Source organism: Sphingomonas sp. HF-S4 (assembly GCF_032911445.1).
Lineage (GTDB): Bacteria > Pseudomonadota > Alphaproteobacteria > Sphingomonadales > Sphingomonadaceae > Sphingomonas > Sphingomonas agrestis.
Genome location: NZ_JAWJEJ010000001.1, coordinates 860,475 through 876,850, shown reverse-complemented (window position 1 = coordinate 876,850; position 16,376 = coordinate 860,475). Strand labels below are relative to the sequence as shown.

Annotated in this window: 18 protein-coding genes; 10 read left to right on the top strand and 8 right to left on the bottom strand. The window is 67.3% G+C overall.

The window, feature by feature from the left end:
* Positions 1 to 37: 37 nt before the first annotated feature.
* Positions 38 to 1,240 carry an FAD-dependent oxidoreductase gene (locus tag RZN05_RS03785; RefSeq protein ID WP_317225289.1) on the bottom strand — a complete coding sequence of 401 codons (1,203 nt, stop codon included), beginning with the start codon at positions 1,238 to 1,240 and terminating at the stop codon, positions 38 to 40.
* 57 nt (positions 1,241 to 1,297) lie between these two features.
* The gene (locus RZN05_RS03780) at positions 1,298 to 1,585 is read right to left on the bottom strand and encodes a DUF1330 domain-containing protein (RefSeq protein WP_317225288.1); all 288 of its coding nucleotides are present in this window, start codon (positions 1,583 to 1,585) and stop codon (positions 1,298 to 1,300) included.
* Positions 1,586 to 1,748: 163 nt separating this feature from the next.
* On the opposite strand from RZN05_RS03780, the gene RZN05_RS03775 reads away from it, so the two are divergent.
* Genes RZN05_RS03775 through RZN05_RS03760 form a run of 4 tightly spaced genes read left to right on the top strand, consistent with a single transcriptional unit; the run spans position 1,749 to position 4,901 of the window.
* Positions 1,749 to 2,495: a maleate cis-trans isomerase family protein gene (locus tag RZN05_RS03775; RefSeq protein ID WP_317225287.1), complete on the top strand. Its 747-nt coding sequence runs from the start codon at positions 1,749 to 1,751 to the stop codon at positions 2,493 to 2,495.
* A gap of 15 nt (positions 2,496 to 2,510) precedes the next feature.
* Positions 2,511 to 3,425, top strand: coding sequence for a polysaccharide deacetylase family protein (locus RZN05_RS03770; RefSeq protein WP_317225286.1), 915 nt, complete (start codon positions 2,511 to 2,513; stop codon positions 3,423 to 3,425).
* Positions 3,425 to 4,285, top strand: a complete 861-nt coding sequence (locus RZN05_RS03765; RefSeq protein ID WP_317225285.1) for an isocitrate lyase/PEP mutase family protein — start codon at positions 3,425 to 3,427, stop codon at positions 4,283 to 4,285. Before RZN05_RS03770 ends, RZN05_RS03765 begins: the two co-directional genes overlap by 1 nt.
* On the top strand, positions 4,278 to 4,901 hold the full coding sequence (locus RZN05_RS03760; RefSeq protein ID WP_317225284.1) for an isochorismatase family protein: 624 nt from the start codon (positions 4,278 to 4,280) through the stop codon (positions 4,899 to 4,901). Before RZN05_RS03765 ends, RZN05_RS03760 begins: the two co-directional genes overlap by 8 nt.
* Positions 4,902 to 4,923: 22 nt before the next feature.
* On the opposite strand, the gene RZN05_RS03755 is transcribed toward RZN05_RS03760, so the two are convergent.
* The 3 genes from RZN05_RS03755 to RZN05_RS03745 are packed head-to-tail and all read right to left on the bottom strand — an operon-like array spanning position 4,924 to position 8,339.
* Positions 4,924 to 6,321: an FAD-dependent oxidoreductase gene (locus tag RZN05_RS03755; protein WP_317225283.1), complete on the bottom strand. Its 1,398-nt coding sequence runs from the start codon at positions 6,319 to 6,321 to the stop codon at positions 4,924 to 4,926.
* Positions 6,318 to 6,947 (bottom strand): 3-isopropylmalate dehydratase small subunit, encoded by a 630-nt coding sequence (gene leuD, locus RZN05_RS03750; protein WP_317225282.1) that lies wholly within the window; start codon positions 6,945 to 6,947, stop codon positions 6,318 to 6,320. Before leuD ends, RZN05_RS03755 begins: the two co-directional genes overlap by 4 nt.
* 3 nt (positions 6,948 to 6,950) lie before the next feature.
* A complete protein-coding gene (locus tag RZN05_RS03745; protein WP_317225281.1) occupies positions 6,951 to 8,339 on the bottom strand; it encodes a 3-isopropylmalate dehydratase large subunit in 1,389 nt (462 codons plus the stop codon).
* A 110-nt stretch (positions 8,340 to 8,449) separates the two neighbouring features.
* On the opposite strand from RZN05_RS03745, the gene RZN05_RS03740 reads away from it, so the two are divergent.
* The gene (locus RZN05_RS03740) at positions 8,450 to 9,196 is read left to right on the top strand and encodes a GntR family transcriptional regulator (RefSeq protein ID WP_317225280.1); all 747 of its coding nucleotides are present in this window, start codon (positions 8,450 to 8,452) and stop codon (positions 9,194 to 9,196) included.
* Between the two features lie 178 nt (positions 9,197 to 9,374).
* Here the strand turns inward: RZN05_RS03740 and RZN05_RS03735 are convergent, their stop codons facing one another.
* Entirely contained in the window at positions 9,375 to 10,571 is a 1,197-nt protein-coding gene (locus RZN05_RS03735; protein WP_317225279.1) for a CaiB/BaiF CoA transferase family protein, read from the bottom strand.
* A gap of 65 nt (positions 10,572 to 10,636) precedes the next feature.
* Here RZN05_RS03735 and RZN05_RS03730 point away from each other — a divergent pair, with 65 nt between their 5' ends.
* From RZN05_RS03730 to RZN05_RS03710, 5 genes are read left to right on the top strand one after another with little or no spacing between them, the layout of a single operon-like run.
* On the top strand, positions 10,637 to 11,617 hold the full coding sequence (locus tag RZN05_RS03730) for a hydroxymethylglutaryl-CoA lyase (protein WP_317225278.1): 981 nt from the start codon (positions 10,637 to 10,639) through the stop codon (positions 11,615 to 11,617).
* Positions 11,614 to 12,294 (top strand): isochorismatase family protein, encoded by a 681-nt coding sequence (locus tag RZN05_RS03725; protein ID WP_317225277.1) that lies wholly within the window; start codon positions 11,614 to 11,616, stop codon positions 12,292 to 12,294. Before RZN05_RS03730 ends, RZN05_RS03725 begins: the two co-directional genes overlap by 4 nt.
* A complete protein-coding gene (locus tag RZN05_RS03720) occupies positions 12,294 to 13,187 on the top strand; it encodes a polysaccharide deacetylase family protein (protein WP_317225276.1) in 894 nt (297 codons plus the stop codon). Before RZN05_RS03725 ends, RZN05_RS03720 begins: the two co-directional genes overlap by 1 nt.
* Complete coding sequence (locus tag RZN05_RS03715; RefSeq protein ID WP_317225275.1) at positions 13,184 to 14,095, top strand: polysaccharide deacetylase family protein; 912 nt, start codon at positions 13,184 to 13,186, stop codon at positions 14,093 to 14,095. The genes RZN05_RS03720 and RZN05_RS03715 overlap by 4 nt, the downstream gene beginning before the upstream one ends.
* Complete coding sequence (locus tag RZN05_RS03710) at positions 14,083 to 15,285, top strand: MFS transporter (RefSeq protein ID WP_317225274.1); 1,203 nt, start codon at positions 14,083 to 14,085, stop codon at positions 15,283 to 15,285. The genes RZN05_RS03715 and RZN05_RS03710 overlap by 13 nt, the downstream gene beginning before the upstream one ends.
* Here the strand turns inward: RZN05_RS03710 and RZN05_RS03705 are convergent.
* Complete coding sequence (locus RZN05_RS03705) at positions 15,282 to 15,926, bottom strand: hypothetical protein (protein WP_317225273.1); 645 nt, start codon at positions 15,924 to 15,926, stop codon at positions 15,282 to 15,284. The two genes, RZN05_RS03710 and RZN05_RS03705, sit on opposite strands and share 4 nt — an antisense overlap.
* Before the next feature lie 81 nt (positions 15,927 to 16,007).
* Complete coding sequence (locus RZN05_RS03700) at positions 16,008 to 16,313, bottom strand: hypothetical protein (RefSeq protein ID WP_317225272.1); 306 nt, start codon at positions 16,311 to 16,313, stop codon at positions 16,008 to 16,010.
* Between the last annotated feature and the right edge of the window lie 63 nt (positions 16,314 to 16,376).

Sequence of the window (16,376 nt, the reverse complement as noted above, 5' to 3'; positions counted from 1 at the left end):
TACCATCATCCCGGGGCTTCGCCGAGATGACGGCTCCTTACGCGATCTTGGCCTCGTCCTCGAGACTGGTGATCATCGCCTGGCGCAGCAGATAGGCGCGACGTATCTCGGCGTCGGCGATCAGCGCCTCGAGCTTCTGCTCCTGCACGGTCTTCTCGCCGACGCTGCTCGATTCGAGCAGTTCCTTGTTGCTGATCGTCTGTGCCTGGACGAACGACGTGGTGATCGCGCGGCGCTGGCGCTCGTAGCGGTCGAGCAGCGGATCGGCGGACGCGTTTTCAAGAAGGATCTCGAATAGCTTGCCCGTCAGGTTCCACGCGTCATGGATCCCCGAATTCATGCCGAACCCGCCCAGCGGATTGTTGAGATGCGCGGAGTCGCCCGCGAGCAGCACCCGCCCCTTGCGGAAGTTGCGCGCGACGCGCTGGTGCACGCGATAGAGCGTGCGGTGATAGGTCTCGATATCCACGTCCTCGCCGAGCAGCCCGGCGAACACGCGGTTCTTCTTCGCGTCGGCGAGCAGGGTCGCATCGTCCTCGGCGTCGGCGGCGGGGACCAGGATGCGCCACAGCTCGGGCACCTTAAGCAACACGCACCATTCCTCGGCATCGGCGACGTAATTGACCAACGCCAACCCGGGGATGCGGTCCTCGATCGGATAGGCAGTCGAGAGCGTCAGGAAGCGCTCGGGATAGGTGAAGCCGTCGAACTCGATCTCGAGCCATTTCCGCACGGTCGAATTGGCGCCATCGGCAGCGATCACGTAATCGGCGCGGAAGCGCTCGATCGCCATCGGGCTCTCGGCGCTCACCGACACGCCGGTAGCGTCCTGCTCGATCCCGATCACGCGGCGCTGGAAGCGGACCTCGGCATGTGGGTGCCCCGCCAGCCGTTCGGTCAGCATCCGCGCGAGCTTGTACTGCTCGCACTGCAATCGGTACGGATGCGGCGTCGCGTCGGCGATCTCGCCCAAGTCGAGCTCGATCCGGTTGCCGGTGCGACGGTTGCGATACTGATAGACCGGCGCCTTTAGCCCGATCGCCTCGAGCTCGGCAAGCACACCCAGATCAGCCATCATTCCCAGCGTCGGCGCATGGAAGGTCGAGGCGCGCATGTCTTCGGGACAGCCCGCATTGGCTTCGAGCAGCACCACGTCGATCCCGGCCTGCGCCAGGCGATACGCCGCCACCGCACCCACCGGGCCGGCACCCACTACAAGAACGCGCGTTCTGACGGTCATAAGTCTTTCTTCGAATTGGATTGGGAGATCGCGAGCGGCCCCAGCGGGCCGATGCGGTCATTCGATCAGCAGCCGCATCTCGACGTCGGCTGCGCCTTCGCGGTGCACGCTGGCGGCGCAATATTGTTCGGAGGCGATATAGGCGCGGGCGTCGTCGGCGCTCTCGTAGCGCGTGACCACCACGCGCTCGCCGACCGGCGAGCCGCCTTCGAGCACCTCGGCGACCGGTCCCTTTACCACCGCCACGCCGCCGAACTGCTCGCTCAGCCCGGATATGCCCTTGGCATAGGCGGCGAAGCGCTCCGGATCGGAAATGCGTACGGTCGCAACGATATAGGCTGCCATCTTCTTTCCCCGTCTGTTGCAGCCTGCTTGCCACCGCCGGCCCGCCGCCGCCCCCGCCGCTTCACGAAATAACCGACAGGCGATTACGCCGCCCCGCAGCCTTTGCGCGCGCGCCCGCCGCGCCGCAGGTTCGCCATCATCGACAAATGGCAAGGGACAGGTGATGACCGATTCTCTGGGATGGCGGTGCAAGTTCGCAGTGGTTGCGCCGTCCACCAACACCAGCGTCCAGCCCGAATATGACGACATGCGCCCGCGCGGCGTGACCAATCATTTTTCCCGGATCGCGATCCCCGACACCAAGGTGACCGACACCGACAGCTTCATGGAGATGCTGCAGAACATCCGCGACGCGACCTTCGACGCGACCGATGTCGCGATGTCGATGTCGCCCGATTGCGTGATCATGGGGATGTCGGCCGAGACCTTCTGGGATGGCGCCGAGGGCGCCGACCGGCTGCACAAGCGCATGGTCGAGCGCACCGGCGGCGTGCCGGTGATCATGGGCTCGACCGCGGTCGATGCCGCGATCCAGGCCTATGGCGGGATCAAGAAGCTCGGCATCATCACCCCCTATATGCCGGTGGGCGACGACAATGTGCGCCGCTTCTTCACGGACCAGGGCTATGAGGTAGTCCATCTCGTGGGGCTGCAATCGCCCTCGCCGATGCTGATCGCGCATGAGACCCCGCAGCGGTTGAAGCAGGCGGCGATCGAGGTATCCGAGGGCGTCGATGCGATCATCCAGTGCGGCACCAACCTCGCCTTCGCGGCGGTCGCTGCAATGGCCGAATTCTGGCTGGAGAAGCCGGTGATCGCGATCAACACCGCAACCTACTGGCATGCATTGCGCACGATGGGCATCAAGGACCAGATCGACGGCTTAGGCGCGCTACTGCGCGACCATTGAGAAGGATTACCCGACGTGGAGTATGATTACGTCCCCCTGCCCAAACGCCAGCCGCTGACGTGGCCGGGCGGCGCGCGCGTCGCGCTGATCCTGACGTTCAATCTCGAGACCTGGGATCTGACCAAGGACACCGACAAGCCCTATTATGCCGGCGGCCCGGCGATCCTGCCCGACATCCTGCCCGGCCATACCCCCGACTTCCCCAATTATACCTGGCGCGAGTACGGCCAGCGCGTCGGGCTGTGGCGGATGATCGACCTGTTCGACGAGCTCGGCGTGCCGGCATCGTGCACCACCAACGCGGTGACCTTCGAGCGCCGCAAGGAAATGACCGATGCGGTGCTCGAGCGCGGCTGGGAACTGATGGCGCACAATTGGGAGCAGGGCGAACTGCTCAGCAACTTCGCCAACGATCCCGCCAAGGAGCGCGAGATCGTGCTGCGGACGCTCGACCAGTTCGAGAAGTTCACCGGCCGCAAGTCGAAGGGCTGGCTGTCCTCGTCGCTACGCGGGACGTTGCAGACCGCCGACATCCTCGCCGAGCAGGGGTGCACTTTCTACTGCGACATCATGAACGACGATCAGCCCTATCTGCTGCGCACGCCGCACGGGCCGATCGTATCGACGCCCTACTCGAACGAGATCAACGACTTCACCTTCATCACGCGGAAGAACTTCACCACCGATCAGTTCGCCCAGGCGCTGATCGAGGAGCTCGACGTGTTGTACGAGGAAGGCGCGACCAGCGGGCGGATCATGAATGTCGGCCTCCACCCGCACGTCTCGGGCCGCGCGCACCGAATCCGCGCGCTGCGCGAGTTCATCACGCACGCCAAGAGCCTGCCCGGCGTGTGGTGGGCGACGCGCGAGGAGATCGCCGACTGGTATCTCGCCAACCACGAGAGCCATATCCCGGGCCAGCTCGGCTGATGCTGACGCGGCTGCTCGCGCCGGCGCCGGATGGCCGGCGACCGCGCGTGCAGCTTCCCGGCTGCTGGGACGCACTGACCGCGCTGCTGATCGAACGCGCGGGCTTCCCCGCCGCGTTCCTCAGCGGCGGGGCGCTGGCGATGGGGCGGTTCGGACGTCCGGACATCGGGCTCGTCACTGCCACCGAGCTGGTCGACGCCACCGCGCAGATCGCCGACCGAATCGGCATCCCGCTGGTCATCGACGGCGATACCGGCTTCGGCAACACGCTGACCTTGCAGCGGTTGATCCGCCAGCTCGAACGCGCCGGCGCGGCCGCGGTGCAGATCGAGGACCAGAGCTTCCCCAAGCGCTGCGGGCATATGGCGGGCAAGCAGGTCGTGCCGCTGCGCGAGGCGGTGGGGCGCATCTGCGCCGCGGTCGACGCACGCGAGCGGCTCCAGATCGTCGCGCGCACCGACGCGCTGGCGATCGAGGGTGTCGAAGCGGCGGTCGAGCGCGCCGAAGCCTATCTCGAAGCCGGTGCCGACCTGATCTTCATCGAGGGGCCGCGCACGATGGACGAGGCGCAGGCGATCGCCGATCGCTTCGCCACGCGCGTGCCGCTGGTGCATAACCTGGTCGAAGGCGGCGTCACCCCTTCCACCGAGGGCAACGCGTTCTTCGACATGGGATATGCCGTCATGCTCCACCCGTTGCTGCTGATGCACGCGCTGGTGGGCGCCGCGCCGCGGATGCTCGACGTGCTGCGCGAGACCGGATCGACCGACGCACTGCGCGGCGAGATCGCCGACCTCGGCCAGATGAACCACCTCACCGGCGCGCAGGCGCTGCTGGAGCAAGCCGACCATTATGCCTGAACTCGATACCGATTATGCCGCCGCCGGCTTCAACGGCGCGCTGCCCTTCGGCAAGTCGCCCGCGTTGATCATCATCGATGTGGTGATGGCGTATATCGATCCCGCCTCGCCGCTCTATCTCGGCCCGGTCAACGCGCTGCCCGAGCTTCATCGGCTGCGCGCTGCCGCAAAGGCGGCCGGGGTGCCCGTGCTATTCACCAACATCGCCTACGCGCCCGGGGGGCTGGAGGGCGGGATGTTCTACCGGAAGGTGCCCGCGCTCAAGGCGTTTCACGCCGGCTCGCCGCTCGGCGCGTTCCCGCTCGAGCTTCAGCCCGAGGAGGGCGACCATGTCGTCTCCAAATTCTACCCCTCGGCGTTTTTTGGTACTGCGCTGGCGCCGATGCTCCACGCGATGGGCGTCGATACCGTGCTGCTCACTGGCTATTCGACCTCGGGCTGCGTCCGCGCCAGCGCGCTCGATGCGCTGTGCCACGGCTTCGCGCCTTATGTGATCAGCGACGCATGTGCTGACCGCGACACGCGCCCGCACGAGGGCAATCTGTTCGACATGCAGGCCAAGATGGCCGAAGTGATCGATACCGATCGGGCGATCCAATTGCTGGGCGGAGTATAAGTGCCCGCACAGGTGGGTGTGATCAGTCCCGCGATACCCTAGCCGCCCCCTGCCCCGCCAACCGCCCAAGCGTCGTCGCGGTCAGCAAGCCGTTGCCCGCCATATACCCCTCGGCGCCGTCGCCCGAGACGCCGCGCGCCGCGCCGCCGCCGGCGAACAGGTTAGGCATCGGCGTGCCGTCCTCGCGCAGCACCCGCGCCTCGGCGTCGATGCGCAGCCCGCCCTGGGTATGGAACAGCGCGCCTGTCACCCGCGCGGCAAAGTACGGCGCAGCCAGCGGCGGATGCGCGGTGAAGTCGCGGCCGAACGGATCGCCCGCCGCGCCGGCGGCGTAGCCCGCCACCTCGGCGAGCGTCTTCGCCAGCACCTCCAACGGAAGCCGCGTCCGCTCGGCCAGTTCCTCCACATCCTTGGCCTCGACGATCGCCCCGGCGGACAGCGCGTCCTGATAGTCGGCAAAGGCCAGCATCATCTCGTGCCGCTGCTTGTCGAAGATCGACCAGGCGACCTGCCCGGGCTGCGCGTTGACCTTGGCAGCCTGCTCCGAATAGCCGAGTGCCTCGTTCGAAAAGCGCACGCCCTCGCTATTGGCCTGGAACCCGCCGGTCATAATCAGCGGCCACAGGATCGGTATGCCGTGCCCTGCTGCGAGCCCGCCATGCCCCTGATAGGCGGACATGTCGGCGAGCCCAGCCCCCATCGCCTCGCCCCAGCGCACCGCGTCGCCACGATTGCCCGGATGCCCGTGATAGGTCGCCCCCGCCATTTCGGGGATCAGCCGCGCGACCATTTCGGCCGCGCCGCCGAATCCCGAACAGGCGAGCACCAGCGCCGCGCAACCGATATCGTCGGCGCTGCCATCGGGGCGCCGCAGCCGCACCCCGCGCACCGCGCCGTCGCCATCGACGAACAATTGCTCTGCGGTTGCCTCGGTGACGATCGGTATACCCGCCGCGTTCGCCGCGCTTTCGAGCGCCGCCATCAGTTCCTCGCCGCTGCGCTTGGGCGTGCCGTACATCCGCAGCACGCTGTGGCCCGGATAGAGGAACCCGTCGATCAGCTGGAGCGGCACACCGTGAACATCGCGCATCCATGCGATCGTCTTCGCCGACTCACGCGCAATCGCCAGCGCCATGTCACCGTCGGTGCGCCCCTTGGTCTTGGCGAGAATGTCGGCGGCAAAGCGCTCGGGGCTGTCGTCGATTCCCGCCGCGGCCTGTTCCGGCGTTCCCGCGGCGGGGATAAGCCCGGTCGACATTGCGGTCGATCCGAGCAGCGCCTTGTCGCGCTCGACCACGATCACCGAGGCACCCGCATCCGCCGCCGCCAGCGCCGCGCACAGCCCGGTGCCGCCGCCGCCAATCACCAGCACGTCGACCGCGAACTCGAACGCGTCCGGAGCAGGAAGAATGTCGGTCATGCGCGGGGCTCCAGATAGATCCAGGGTCGTTCGGCGCGATCGGCTTCGCGCCAGGCGGCGATGCGGTCGCGATGCTGCAAAGTGAGGTCGATCGCGTCCCAGCCGTTGCGCAGCATCGCCCGGCTGTCTTCCTCAAGCGCGAAGCCGAAGCTGCCCGCGCCCGACGACGCAGTCATCGCGTCAAGATCTACGGTCACCTGTTGCCCCAGCGGATCGGCCCGCGCCGCCTCCCCCAGCAGGCGCACCGAGTCGGCCTCGAGCTGCACCGGCACCACGCCGTTGCGGATGCAATTGCCGCGGAAGATCGGATTGAACGACGGCGCGATCACCGCGCGAAAGCCATATTCGTGCAGCGCCCACACCGCATGCTCGCGGCTCGACCCGCAGCCGACATTGACGCCCGCGATCAGCACGCGCGCGCGATCGAACGGGGGCTGATTCATCAGGAAGTCTGGCGCGGGCTCGCGGTTCCCCACCGCGGTATAGCGCCACCCCGCGAACAGACCGTCGGCGAGCCCGGTCTTGCCGACGCTCTTCATCTCGCGCGAGGGAATGATGATATCGGTGTCGATATTGTCGAACAGCAAGGGCAGCGCGACGGCGGTGACGCGGGAAAATGCTTCCATGGATCAGGCCTCGCGCGGATCGACGATGCGCCCGGCGATCGCCGAGGCGGCAACCAGTTCGGGCGAGGCGATATGCGTACGGGTCTCGGGGCCCTGCCGGCTTTCGAAATTGCGGTTGGTGGTCGAGACCACGCGCTCGCGCAGCCCGAAGCTCTCGCCGCCGGCGAAGAAGCACATCGAGCAGCCCGGCTCGCGCCATTCGAACCCCGCCGCGATCAGCGTGTCGGCGATGCCCTCGGCCTCCGCAGCGCGCTTGACCGCCCCCGACCCCGGCACGCAGATCGCACGGATGCCCTCCGCCACCCTGCGTCCCTGCACCACCGCGGCGGCGCGGCGCAGGTCCGACAAGCGGCTGTTGGTGCATGATCCGATGAATGCAGCGTCGATCCGTAGCCCGGCCAGCGCCTCGCCTGCCTCCAGCCCCATATAGGCGAGTGCGCGCCGGTGATTGGCTTCGGTCTCTGCTTCGCCCCGCGGCACGGTCCCGGTCACCGGGATCGATTGTTGCGGGCTGGTGCCCCAGCTGATCATAGGTGCGACCTCGTCCGCGTCGATCGCGATGTCGCGATCGAACGCCGCGTCCCTGTCGCTGGCGAGCGTGCGCCACGCAGCCACCGCTTGGTCCCACTGCGCACCCGTCGGCGCCAGAGGCGTGCCTTCCAGCGCGGAAATGCTCACGTCGTCCGGCGCGATGATCGCGCAAAAGGCCGACATCTCGGTGGCCATATTGCACAGCGTCTGGCGCTGCTCGATGTCGAGCGCGGCAACGCCGTCGCCGGCGAACTCGACCGCGTGGCCCTGCGCGCCCGCCGAGCCGACCTGCGCGATGATGTGCAACGCAAGGTCCTTGGCGCCCACAGCCGCCGCCAGCCGGCCGCGCACGGTGATGCGCATCGTCCTGGGTTTTCGGACCCGAAGCGTTCCCGTCGCCAGCGCATGCTCGGCCTCACTCGATCCGATCCCCCAGGCGAGCGCACCGAACGCGCCCTGCGTGCCGGTATGGCTGTCGGGGCAGACCAGGGTAACGCCAGGCAGCACGATCCCCTGCTCGGGCGAGATGACGTGGCAGATGCCCTGGCGTGGATCGTCCAGGTCGAACAGCCCGATACCCGCCGCATGCGCCGCCGCGCGCGTGCCGGTGATGAACGCCATGCCTGTCGGCATCTTCGTCGCATCGCTGCGCCCGGGGAGCGTATCGACGATATGGTCCATGACCGCAAAGGCCTGGCCAGGTGCCAGCACCGTCCGCCCCGACTTGGAGAGGCTATCCAGCGCCACACCGCCGGTGCGCTCGTGGAGCATCACGCGATCTATCGCGATCAGCGCGACGCCGTCACCAAGATCGGCGATGCGATGCTGCCGCCATAGCTTCTCGAACAGGGTCGCGGGCATTCTCATTTGTCCTATTTATGGATCAAATACGGTTTCTCGTGCTATCGGGTCAACAACGGGGCCGAAAAAACTCGCAGGCCGGATAGTGTCGCGATAGCCAAGGGGGACCGATGATCGACCGCGATGACGCCACCCCGCTGTACCACCAGCTATTCCTCCAGCTTCGCGACGAGATCGTCCGCGGCCGGCGCGGGCATGGCGAATCGATCCCCACCGAGATCGAGCTGGCGGCGCGCCACGGCGTATCGCGGGTCACCGCACGGCGCGCGCTCGAGGAGTTGTCGCGCGGCGGGCTGGTCGAGCGCCGCCGCCGCACCGGCACGCGAGTCACTTTCCGCCTGCCGACGCAGCCGCTCGAAGCCAATGTCCATCGCGCGGTGGAATCGCTCAAGGCGTTCGGGCGCACCACCTCGGTGCGTGTCATCGACGTCAGCGAGGCCCCCGCAACCAGCGACGTCGCCACCGCGCTCGAAATTCCGGAAGGCACCAGCGTCGTCCACGCCCAGCGGCTGCGCTCGCTCGACGGCCAGCCGCTCGGGCTGGTCAGCAGCTGGATGGCAGCGGATGTGGCGGCGCATGTGCCGCTGTCCGGGCTCGCGACCACGCCGATCCTCGCGCTGCTCGAAGAGGCCGGGCTGAGCATCGGCTCGGCGCGCCAGACGATCGGCGCCGAGCTGGCCGATACCGCGCTCGCCGAATTGCTCGCGATCCCAGCACGCTCGCCCTTGCTGACGATCGAGCGCGTCGTCCGCGGCGACGATCGCCCGATCCTGTTCACCCGTGCCCGCTACCGCGCCGATCGCTACCGGATCACGCTCGATCTCGGCGGCGCGGGCGAGCCGCTGCTCACGGATTGATTGCTCCCCTTCCTGCCAAGGGAGGGGCCGGGGGTGGGTGCGCGCGTCTGCGTGCCCAAAAGACTCTGTCGCCAAGCATCGAAGCGCCGTCGAGGCATCGAGCCTCGCCGCCGCTAAACCCAGCCCTAACGCCCTCCCTATCAAGGAGGGGAAAGTACGTGTCAGTCTAGCCTAGGCTTCAGCCCAGCGCCCCCGCCTCGCGCAGCCGCGCGATCTCTTCAGCCGCGTAGCCGATCTCGGCCAGCACCTCCGCGCCGTGGACGCCCGCAGCAGGCACATCGTGCCGCACCCCCGAGCGCGCGCCGTCGATCTCCAGCGGCAGCCCGGGCAGCCGCGTCGCGCTACCATCGGCAAGCGTAATCGGGACCAGCCCACCGCCTTGGTTGAGATGCGGATCGTCGAACAGATCCCCCGGCTTGGCGATCGGCGCAAACGGAAGCCCCGCGCGTTCGAGCTTCGCGACCAGCTCCGTGCGTGGCGACGCCGCGAATACCGCGCGCACCACCGGCAAGATGCGGTCGCGTGCCAGTACCCGCGCGTTGTTGCGCGCCAGCTCGGGGTCCACGCCGATCTCGCCCAGCTCGAACAGCGAACAGAAGGTCACCCATTGGCTGTCGGTCACCACGCCGACGAAGAGCTGCTCGTCGGCATTGGCGGTCTCGAACACGTCGTAGATCGCCCAGGCGGAGACGCGCACCGGCATCGGTGCGGTAGGTACGCCGGTGACCGCCTGCTGCGCCATATGCTGGCCGACGAGAAACGCCGTGGTCTCGAACAGCGAGCATTTGACTGCCCCGCCTCGCCCGGTGCGATGCCGCCGCTCTAGCGCCGCCAGCACCGCGATCGCTCCGAACATCCCCCCGGTGATGTCGACCACCGAACTGCCCGCGCGCAGCGGCCGTCCCGGCGGCCCGGTCATGTACGCTAGCCCGCCCATCATCTGGGTGACTTCGTCAAGCGCGGTGCGATGGCCATAGGGCCCGGCGAGGAATCCCTTGGCCGAGCAATAGATGAGGCCGGGATTGCTTTGCTCGAAACTCTCCGCCCCAAGCCCCATCCGCTCGAGCGCGCCGGGGCGGAAATTCTCGATCACCACATCGGCGCCGTCGATCAGCCGCCGCGCTGCGAGCACCCCGTCGGCACTCTTGAGGTCGAGGCAGATGCTGCGCTTGTTGCGGTTGAACATCGGGAAATAGCCCGCGCCCGAGCCGAGCAGAGTACGGGTATGGTCGCCGCCGATCGGCTCGACCTTGATCACGTCGGCGCCGAGATCGGCGAGCACCACCCCTGCGGTGGGGCCCATCACCATGTGGGTGAATTCAATCACGCGAATGCCGGCCAGCGGCAGTTCGGTCTCGGGCAACAATGCAGACATCGGAACCACCTCGACAGCAGGGATCAATTGACCTACTTCTAATACAAATACCGTGTGAGGTGGCAATGGCCGATCCGAGTTTTCCCGATCTGACGTCCCCGATCGACATATTGGTCAGCGAAGTCGGGCCGCGCGACGGGCTGCAGAACGTCAAGGCAGTGATGCCGATCGAGGCCCGGAAGGCGTGGATCAGCGCCGAGGCCGCTGCGGGGGTGCGCGAGATCGAAGTCGGCAGCTTCGTGCCCGCCAAGCTGCTGCCCCAGCTCGAAGGCACCGCCGAAGTCGTCGCGCATGCGCGGACCATCCCAGGGCTCACCGTCGCAGTACTCGTCCCCAACGCTCGCGGCGCGCGCGATGCGATCGCCGCGGGCGCCCAGAAGATCACCCTTCCCCTCTCGGTCTCCGAGACGCACAGCCTCCGCAACCTGCGCCGCACCCACGAGCAGGTGATCGCGGAAGCCGCCGAGATCGCCGCCGCAATCGCCGCGCTGCCCGCAGGCGAGCGCCCGCATTTCGAAGGCAGCCTGTCGACCGCGTTCGGCTGCACGCTCGAAGGCGCGATCCCCGACGCGCAGATCCTCCGCCTGGCGGAGGCGCTGATGGCTGCGGGCTGCGACGAAGTCGGGCTTGCAGACACCAGCGGCTATGCCGATCCGGTGTCGGTCCGGCGGCTGATCGGATTGCTGCGCGGCGCCGTCGGCGAGGCCGCGGTGCAGGGTATTCACTTGCACAACACCCGCGGGCTCGGGCTTGCCAACGTCCTCGCCGCGCTCGATGCCGGGCTTACCACGGTCGATTCGTCGCTCGGCGGGCTGGGCGGTTGCCCGTTCGCGCCCGGCGCAAGCGGCAATATCGTCACCGAGGACCTGGTGTTCATGCTCGAGGCGATGGGACTTCGCACCGGGATCGACATCGGGCGTCTATCCGCAGTGCGGTCAATCCTTGCGCAGCATTTGCCCGGCGAACCGCTTTACGGCTTCCTTCCCGATGCCGGCGTCCCGCTTGGATTCCAGCCGGCCGGCGCGCGCAAAACGGAGGCAGCATGACGATCCTCGGCACCCGAATGATCCGCGAGGACAAGACCGCGCGGCAATTGTTCGAGGAAGTCCTCGCCAGCCCCGCCAGGAAGAAGTTCGGCTTCGGCGAGAAGCTGGCAATCGTGAACGTCGACTTCCAGCAGGCCTATACCTCGATCGACAAGTTCAAGACCGCGTATGAGACCGATCCGCGCCAGATCGAGCACGTCAACACGATCTCGCGCCTCGCCCGCGCCCGCCACATGCCGGTGATCTGGTCACGCGTTGCCTACAAGAACGATGCCGGCGACGCGGGCGTCTGGGGGACGCGCACCGACACGCCCGACAGCCTGCAGAACATCCGCTACGAAAGCGAGCGCCACGCCTTCGATCCGCGCTGCGAGATCGAGCCCGACGACCTGCAATACACCAAGCGGATGCCCTCGGCGTTCTTCGAGACCCCGCTCAATTCGTATTTGCGCTGGCACAAGGTCGATACAGTGGTGGTCACCGGCGGCAGCACCTCGGGCTGCGTCCGCGCGACGGCAGTCGATGCGCTCTCTTATGGCTTCCGCACAATCGTCCCGATCGAGACCTGTGCAGACAAGCATGAGAGCTATCATTTCGCCAACCTGACCGACCTGCTGATCAAATACGCCGATGTCGAGCCGGTCCAGGCGGTGATCGACTGGCTGGAGGCGCGATAATGCGCGAGGGCGAGGCGGATCCCGGGCTCTACGACTTCCTGCCCTATCGGGGCCGGCCGAAGATCGAATGGCCCGACGGCAAGACCGTCGCCGTCTGGGTGGCGCCCAACCTCGAATATTACGAACTCGATCCGCCCGCCAATCCGATGCGGAAAAGCTGGGCGAAGCCGCACCCCGACGTGGTCGGCTACAGCCACCGCGACCACGCCAATCGTGTCGGCCATTGGCGGATGGCCGAGGCGATGACCCGGCACGGCTTCCCCGGATCGGTCAGCCTCTCGGTCGCCTTGTGCGACCATATCCCGGAGGTGGTCGAGGATGCGCGGCAACGCGGCTGGGAATTCTTCAGCCATGGCATCTACAACACGCGCTACAGCTATGGGATGGACGAGGCGCAGGAGCGCGCGATCATCGAGGACAGCATCGCCACCGTCCAGCGCGCCACCGGCCAGCGCATCCGCGGCTGGCTCGCCCCCGCGCTGACCCACACGCCGCGCACGCTCGACCTGCTCGCCGAATATGGCTTCGACTATACCTGCGACCTCTATCACGACGACCAGCCGACGCAGGTTAACGTCGCCGGTGGTTCGCTCACCGCGATCCCCTACAGCCTCGAGGTCAACGACCATTACGGCTTCTTCGTCTATAATATGAGCCCGCGCGAATACGCCGACACGCTGATCCGCCAGTATGAGCGGCTCGCGGCAGAAGGCGCGCAGTCGGGTACGGTGATGTGCATCCCGCTCCATTCCTACCTGATCGGCCAGCCGCATCGCATCGGCCCGTTCGAGGAAGTGCTGCGCCACATCGTCGCCGATGGCCGCGCCTGGATCGCCCGCGCCGGCGAGATTGTCGACGCCTATCGCGCGCAAGTGCCGGGAGCCGCCGCATGAGCGTCGATCCCAGCTACACCGAGTATCCGCTGCGTCGCCGCGGGATGGACCACGATCTGTACGACTGGTCCAACATGTTCGATCGCCCGCCCGCGCCCTGGACCGGCGTGGCGATTTGGCCGGTGATCAGCCTCGAATGGTTCCCGATCCTGCCCTCCGACGCGCCGTTCCGCGCGCCGGGGCACATGCAGACCGCCTATCCCGACTTCCGCCACTATACCGCGCGCGAATATGGCACGCGCGTCGGCTTCTATCGCCTGCTCGACGCCTTCGAGAAGGTCGGCGCGCGAGTGACGATCGCATGCAACGGCGCGATCGCCGAACGCTATCCCGAACTGATCGCCGATATCGTCCGCGGCGGGCACGAGATCGTCGCGCACTCGACCGACATGAACGGCACGATCGCGAGCACCTTGCCCGAAGCCGATGAGCGCGCACTGATCCATGCCTCGATCGAGGCGATCAAGCACGCCACCGGCAAGCGCCCGCGGGGCTGGCTGTCGATCGCACGCTCGCAGAGCTTCGCGACGCCAAGACTGCTCGCCGAAGCAGGGCTGGCCTATATGTGCGACTGGAGCCATGACGAGTTGCCCGTCGGGTTCCGCACCGAGGCAGGCCAGATCGTAAACCTGCCGCTCAACCACGAGCTTTCCGACCGCCAGATCCTGACCGTGCAGCAGCAATCGGTCGACAGCTATGCCGAGCAGATGCAGGATGCCTATCGCTGGCTCTCGGGCGAGGCACAGAACTATGGCGGCCGGATGCTGCCGCTGCACCTGACGCCCTACATCATGGGCCTGCCCTATCGCATCGATGCGTTCGAGCGGCTGTTGGCCTGGTTCAAGGACCAGCCCGACCATTGGTTCGCCACCGGCAGCGATCTCGTCGACGCGGCATGTCAGTCCTGATTTCGGGGGCAGCACGGCGCGAATTCGCCAAGGGCTGGCCCGCAACACTTGCCGCGGCGCTGGCGATCAGCGTCGGGATGATGGGGATCGGCTTCTATTCGCTCGGGCTGTTCGTGAAGCCGCTCCAGGACGAGTTCGGCTGGAGCCGCGCGGCGGTTTCCGGCGCCGCGACCTTCCAGCAATTCGGCATCTTCGCCTCGGCGCCGCTGGTCGGGCTGCTCGCCGACCGGATCGGGGTGCGCAGCATCGCCATCGCCAGCTACGTCGCCACGCCGCTCGCGCTGGTCGCCCTATCGCAGGCGGGGCCGTCGATCCCGGGCTGGTATGCGCTATGGTTCCTCGTCTCGGTCGCCGGATGCGGCACCACTCCGGCGGTGTGGGCGCGCGTCGTCACCACGCGGTTCGACAGCGCGCGCGGGCTCGCGCTCGGGGTGATGCTGCTCGGCACCGGCACCGCCGCGATCCTTGCCCCCGCGCTGCTCGGCCCGGTATTTGTCACCTATGGCTGGCGGACCGCCGTGTTCGTCATCGCTGCGGTGACCGCGCTGGTCGGGCTGCCGGTGAGCTTGCTGATGCCGCGCGACCGCCCCGCGCGGGTCGTGGGCGCGGCACCGGCGCGGCGCCGCTTCGAGGCCAATCGCCAGACGATCATCCTCCAGGTCGTCGCGATCCTGCTCGGCGCGATCGTCGCGGGGCTGATCATCCACCTTGTCCCCTTGCTCGTCGATCGCGGCATGCCGCTGGCCACCGCCGCGCAGGCTGCCGCGGTGATCGGCATCGCCGTGCTCTTCGCCCGTGTCGTGGTCGGCTATCTGTTCGACCGGTGCCACGCGCCGTACGTCGCCGGGCTGTTCCTGCTCTCGCCGGTGGTCAGCGCGCTGCTATTGTGGCTCGACGGACCGGTGGTCCCGGCCGCGCTGCTGCTTGGTCTCGCCGCGGGCGCCGAAGTCGATATGCTCGCTTATTTCACCAGCCGCTACGCCCGTATCGAGAATTACGGCGCAACCTATGGCGTGACGCTGGGGCTGTTTTGCCTTGGGGCAGGCTGCGGACCGATGCTGTTCGGCTGGTCGGTCGACCACAGCGGAAGCTACGACGCCGCGCTGATCGCCTCGGCCATGCTGCTGCTCGCGGTGGTGACGCTGATCGTGACCCTCGGCCCCTATCGGACCGAAACCAGTCCCGGCTAGCTCGGACTTGCGCCGGTGAGAGCGTGGACACGAAGCCGCGGGAAAACCTCCTCGATCGGCTTGGTGTCGGGCAGGATATACACATACCCACCCTTCTTCTGGAACAGCGGCCGCACGGTCTTGGTATAGAGCGCCACGGGCACGTTGATACACCCGAAGGTAATGCGGTTGTCGTCCGGAGTGGCCGAGAGCATCCGCTGGCGACGGCGCTCCTTGGCGCTGGCATCCTTGGGGATCGGATGGATCGCCACCGAGGTGGCGTAATCGACCCACAGCACTTTCTGCTTGCCTGCGGCCAGCCCGTACTTTGCCAGGAAGCGCCCGGCCGGCGTGGTCTTCTCGGCCGGACCGATCTCTGCGAGCTTCTTGCTGCCGACGCCTGGGCTCGCCTCGTCCCCCGGCGCGATTCCGATCAGCACCGGCGCCTCGCCGAGCGGCTTGCCTTTCCGGTCGAACAGGAACAGCGCGGCGTTGGCCTTGTCGATGATGATATAGGGCAAAGCGCGATTGTCGCCCGAGGCGGCGATCCAGTCCGCCACCTGCCGGGTCGCGGCCGAGGCCTCAGGCTTGGGCTGCGCTGCGGCATGTCCCGCCATCGAAACGGCGACGAGCCCGGCGAGCGCGGGAAGCAGGTTGGTCATCGGTTCACGCGCTCGACAGGCTATGGTGCCCGCGCGTCGACGCGGGCACCTGGGGAATCAGCAATATGGGGAAGCGCAGCCTCAGTGGCGCGGGCGCTTGCCACGCTGCTCGGCCGCCTGGAGCCGCTGCTCGACGCCGTCGACGCGGCCGTTGATCTGGTCGAGCCGCTGGCCGTTCTGCTGCGCCTGGCCGGATGCGGCCTGTGCCTCGGCGAGCGCCGACTTGGCGGTGTTGTCGGTCTCCTGCAGCCGCGTTTCGAGCGCATCGACGCGCTGGCTCACGGGCGCGATCTGCTCGCGCACATAGGATTTGGACGCACAACCTCCCAGGCCGACGGCGCCGACCAGGATTACAACGGGGATAAGCTTACTCGGGATACGCGACATGGTGTTGCCTTCATTAATTAACCAAGCGCAACAACCCAAGCTCAGCCTTGAGGTTCCAACAAT

Excerpts from the sequence above, each read along its gene's own strand:
- RZN05_RS03710 (WP_317225274.1), top strand. The coding sequence starts at position 14,083 with ATGTCAGTCCTGATTTCGGGGGCAGCACGGCGCGAATTCGCCAAGGGC.
- RZN05_RS03755 (WP_317225283.1), bottom strand. The coding sequence starts at position 6,321 with ATGACCGACATTCTTCCTGCTCCGGACGCGTTCGAGTTCGCGGTCGAC.
- RZN05_RS03730 (WP_317225278.1), top strand. The coding sequence starts at position 10,637 with ATGGCCGATCCGAGTTTTCCCGATCTGACGTCCCCGATCGACATATTG.
- RZN05_RS03765 (WP_317225285.1), top strand. The coding sequence starts at position 3,425 with ATGCTGACGCGGCTGCTCGCGCCGGCGCCGGATGGCCGGCGACCGCGC.
- leuD (WP_317225282.1), bottom strand. The coding sequence starts at position 6,947 with ATGGAAGCATTTTCCCGCGTCACCGCCGTCGCGCTGCCCTTGCTGTTC.
- RZN05_RS03745 (WP_317225281.1), bottom strand. The coding sequence starts at position 8,339 with ATGCCCGCGACCCTGTTCGAGAAGCTATGGCGGCAGCATCGCATCGCC.
- RZN05_RS03725 (WP_317225277.1), top strand. The coding sequence starts at position 11,614 with ATGACGATCCTCGGCACCCGAATGATCCGCGAGGACAAGACCGCGCGG.
- RZN05_RS03780 (WP_317225288.1), bottom strand. The coding sequence starts at position 1,585 with ATGGCAGCCTATATCGTTGCGACCGTACGCATTTCCGATCCGGAGCGC.
- RZN05_RS03705 (WP_317225273.1), bottom strand. The coding sequence starts at position 15,926 with ATGACCAACCTGCTTCCCGCGCTCGCCGGGCTCGTCGCCGTTTCGATG.
- RZN05_RS03775 (WP_317225287.1), top strand. The coding sequence starts at position 1,749 with ATGACCGATTCTCTGGGATGGCGGTGCAAGTTCGCAGTGGTTGCGCCG.
- RZN05_RS03785 (WP_317225289.1), bottom strand. The coding sequence starts at position 1,240 with ATGACCGTCAGAACGCGCGTTCTTGTAGTGGGTGCCGGCCCGGTGGGT.
- RZN05_RS03720 (WP_317225276.1), top strand. The coding sequence starts at position 12,294 with ATGCGCGAGGGCGAGGCGGATCCCGGGCTCTACGACTTCCTGCCCTAT.
- RZN05_RS03700 (WP_317225272.1), bottom strand. The coding sequence starts at position 16,313 with ATGTCGCGTATCCCGAGTAAGCTTATCCCCGTTGTAATCCTGGTCGGC.
- RZN05_RS03715 (WP_317225275.1), top strand. The coding sequence starts at position 13,184 with ATGAGCGTCGATCCCAGCTACACCGAGTATCCGCTGCGTCGCCGCGGG.
- RZN05_RS03735 (WP_317225279.1), bottom strand. The coding sequence starts at position 10,571 with ATGTCTGCATTGTTGCCCGAGACCGAACTGCCGCTGGCCGGCATTCGC.
- RZN05_RS03740 (WP_317225280.1), top strand. The coding sequence starts at position 8,450 with ATGATCGACCGCGATGACGCCACCCCGCTGTACCACCAGCTATTCCTC.
- RZN05_RS03760 (WP_317225284.1), top strand. The coding sequence starts at position 4,278 with ATGCCTGAACTCGATACCGATTATGCCGCCGCCGGCTTCAACGGCGCG.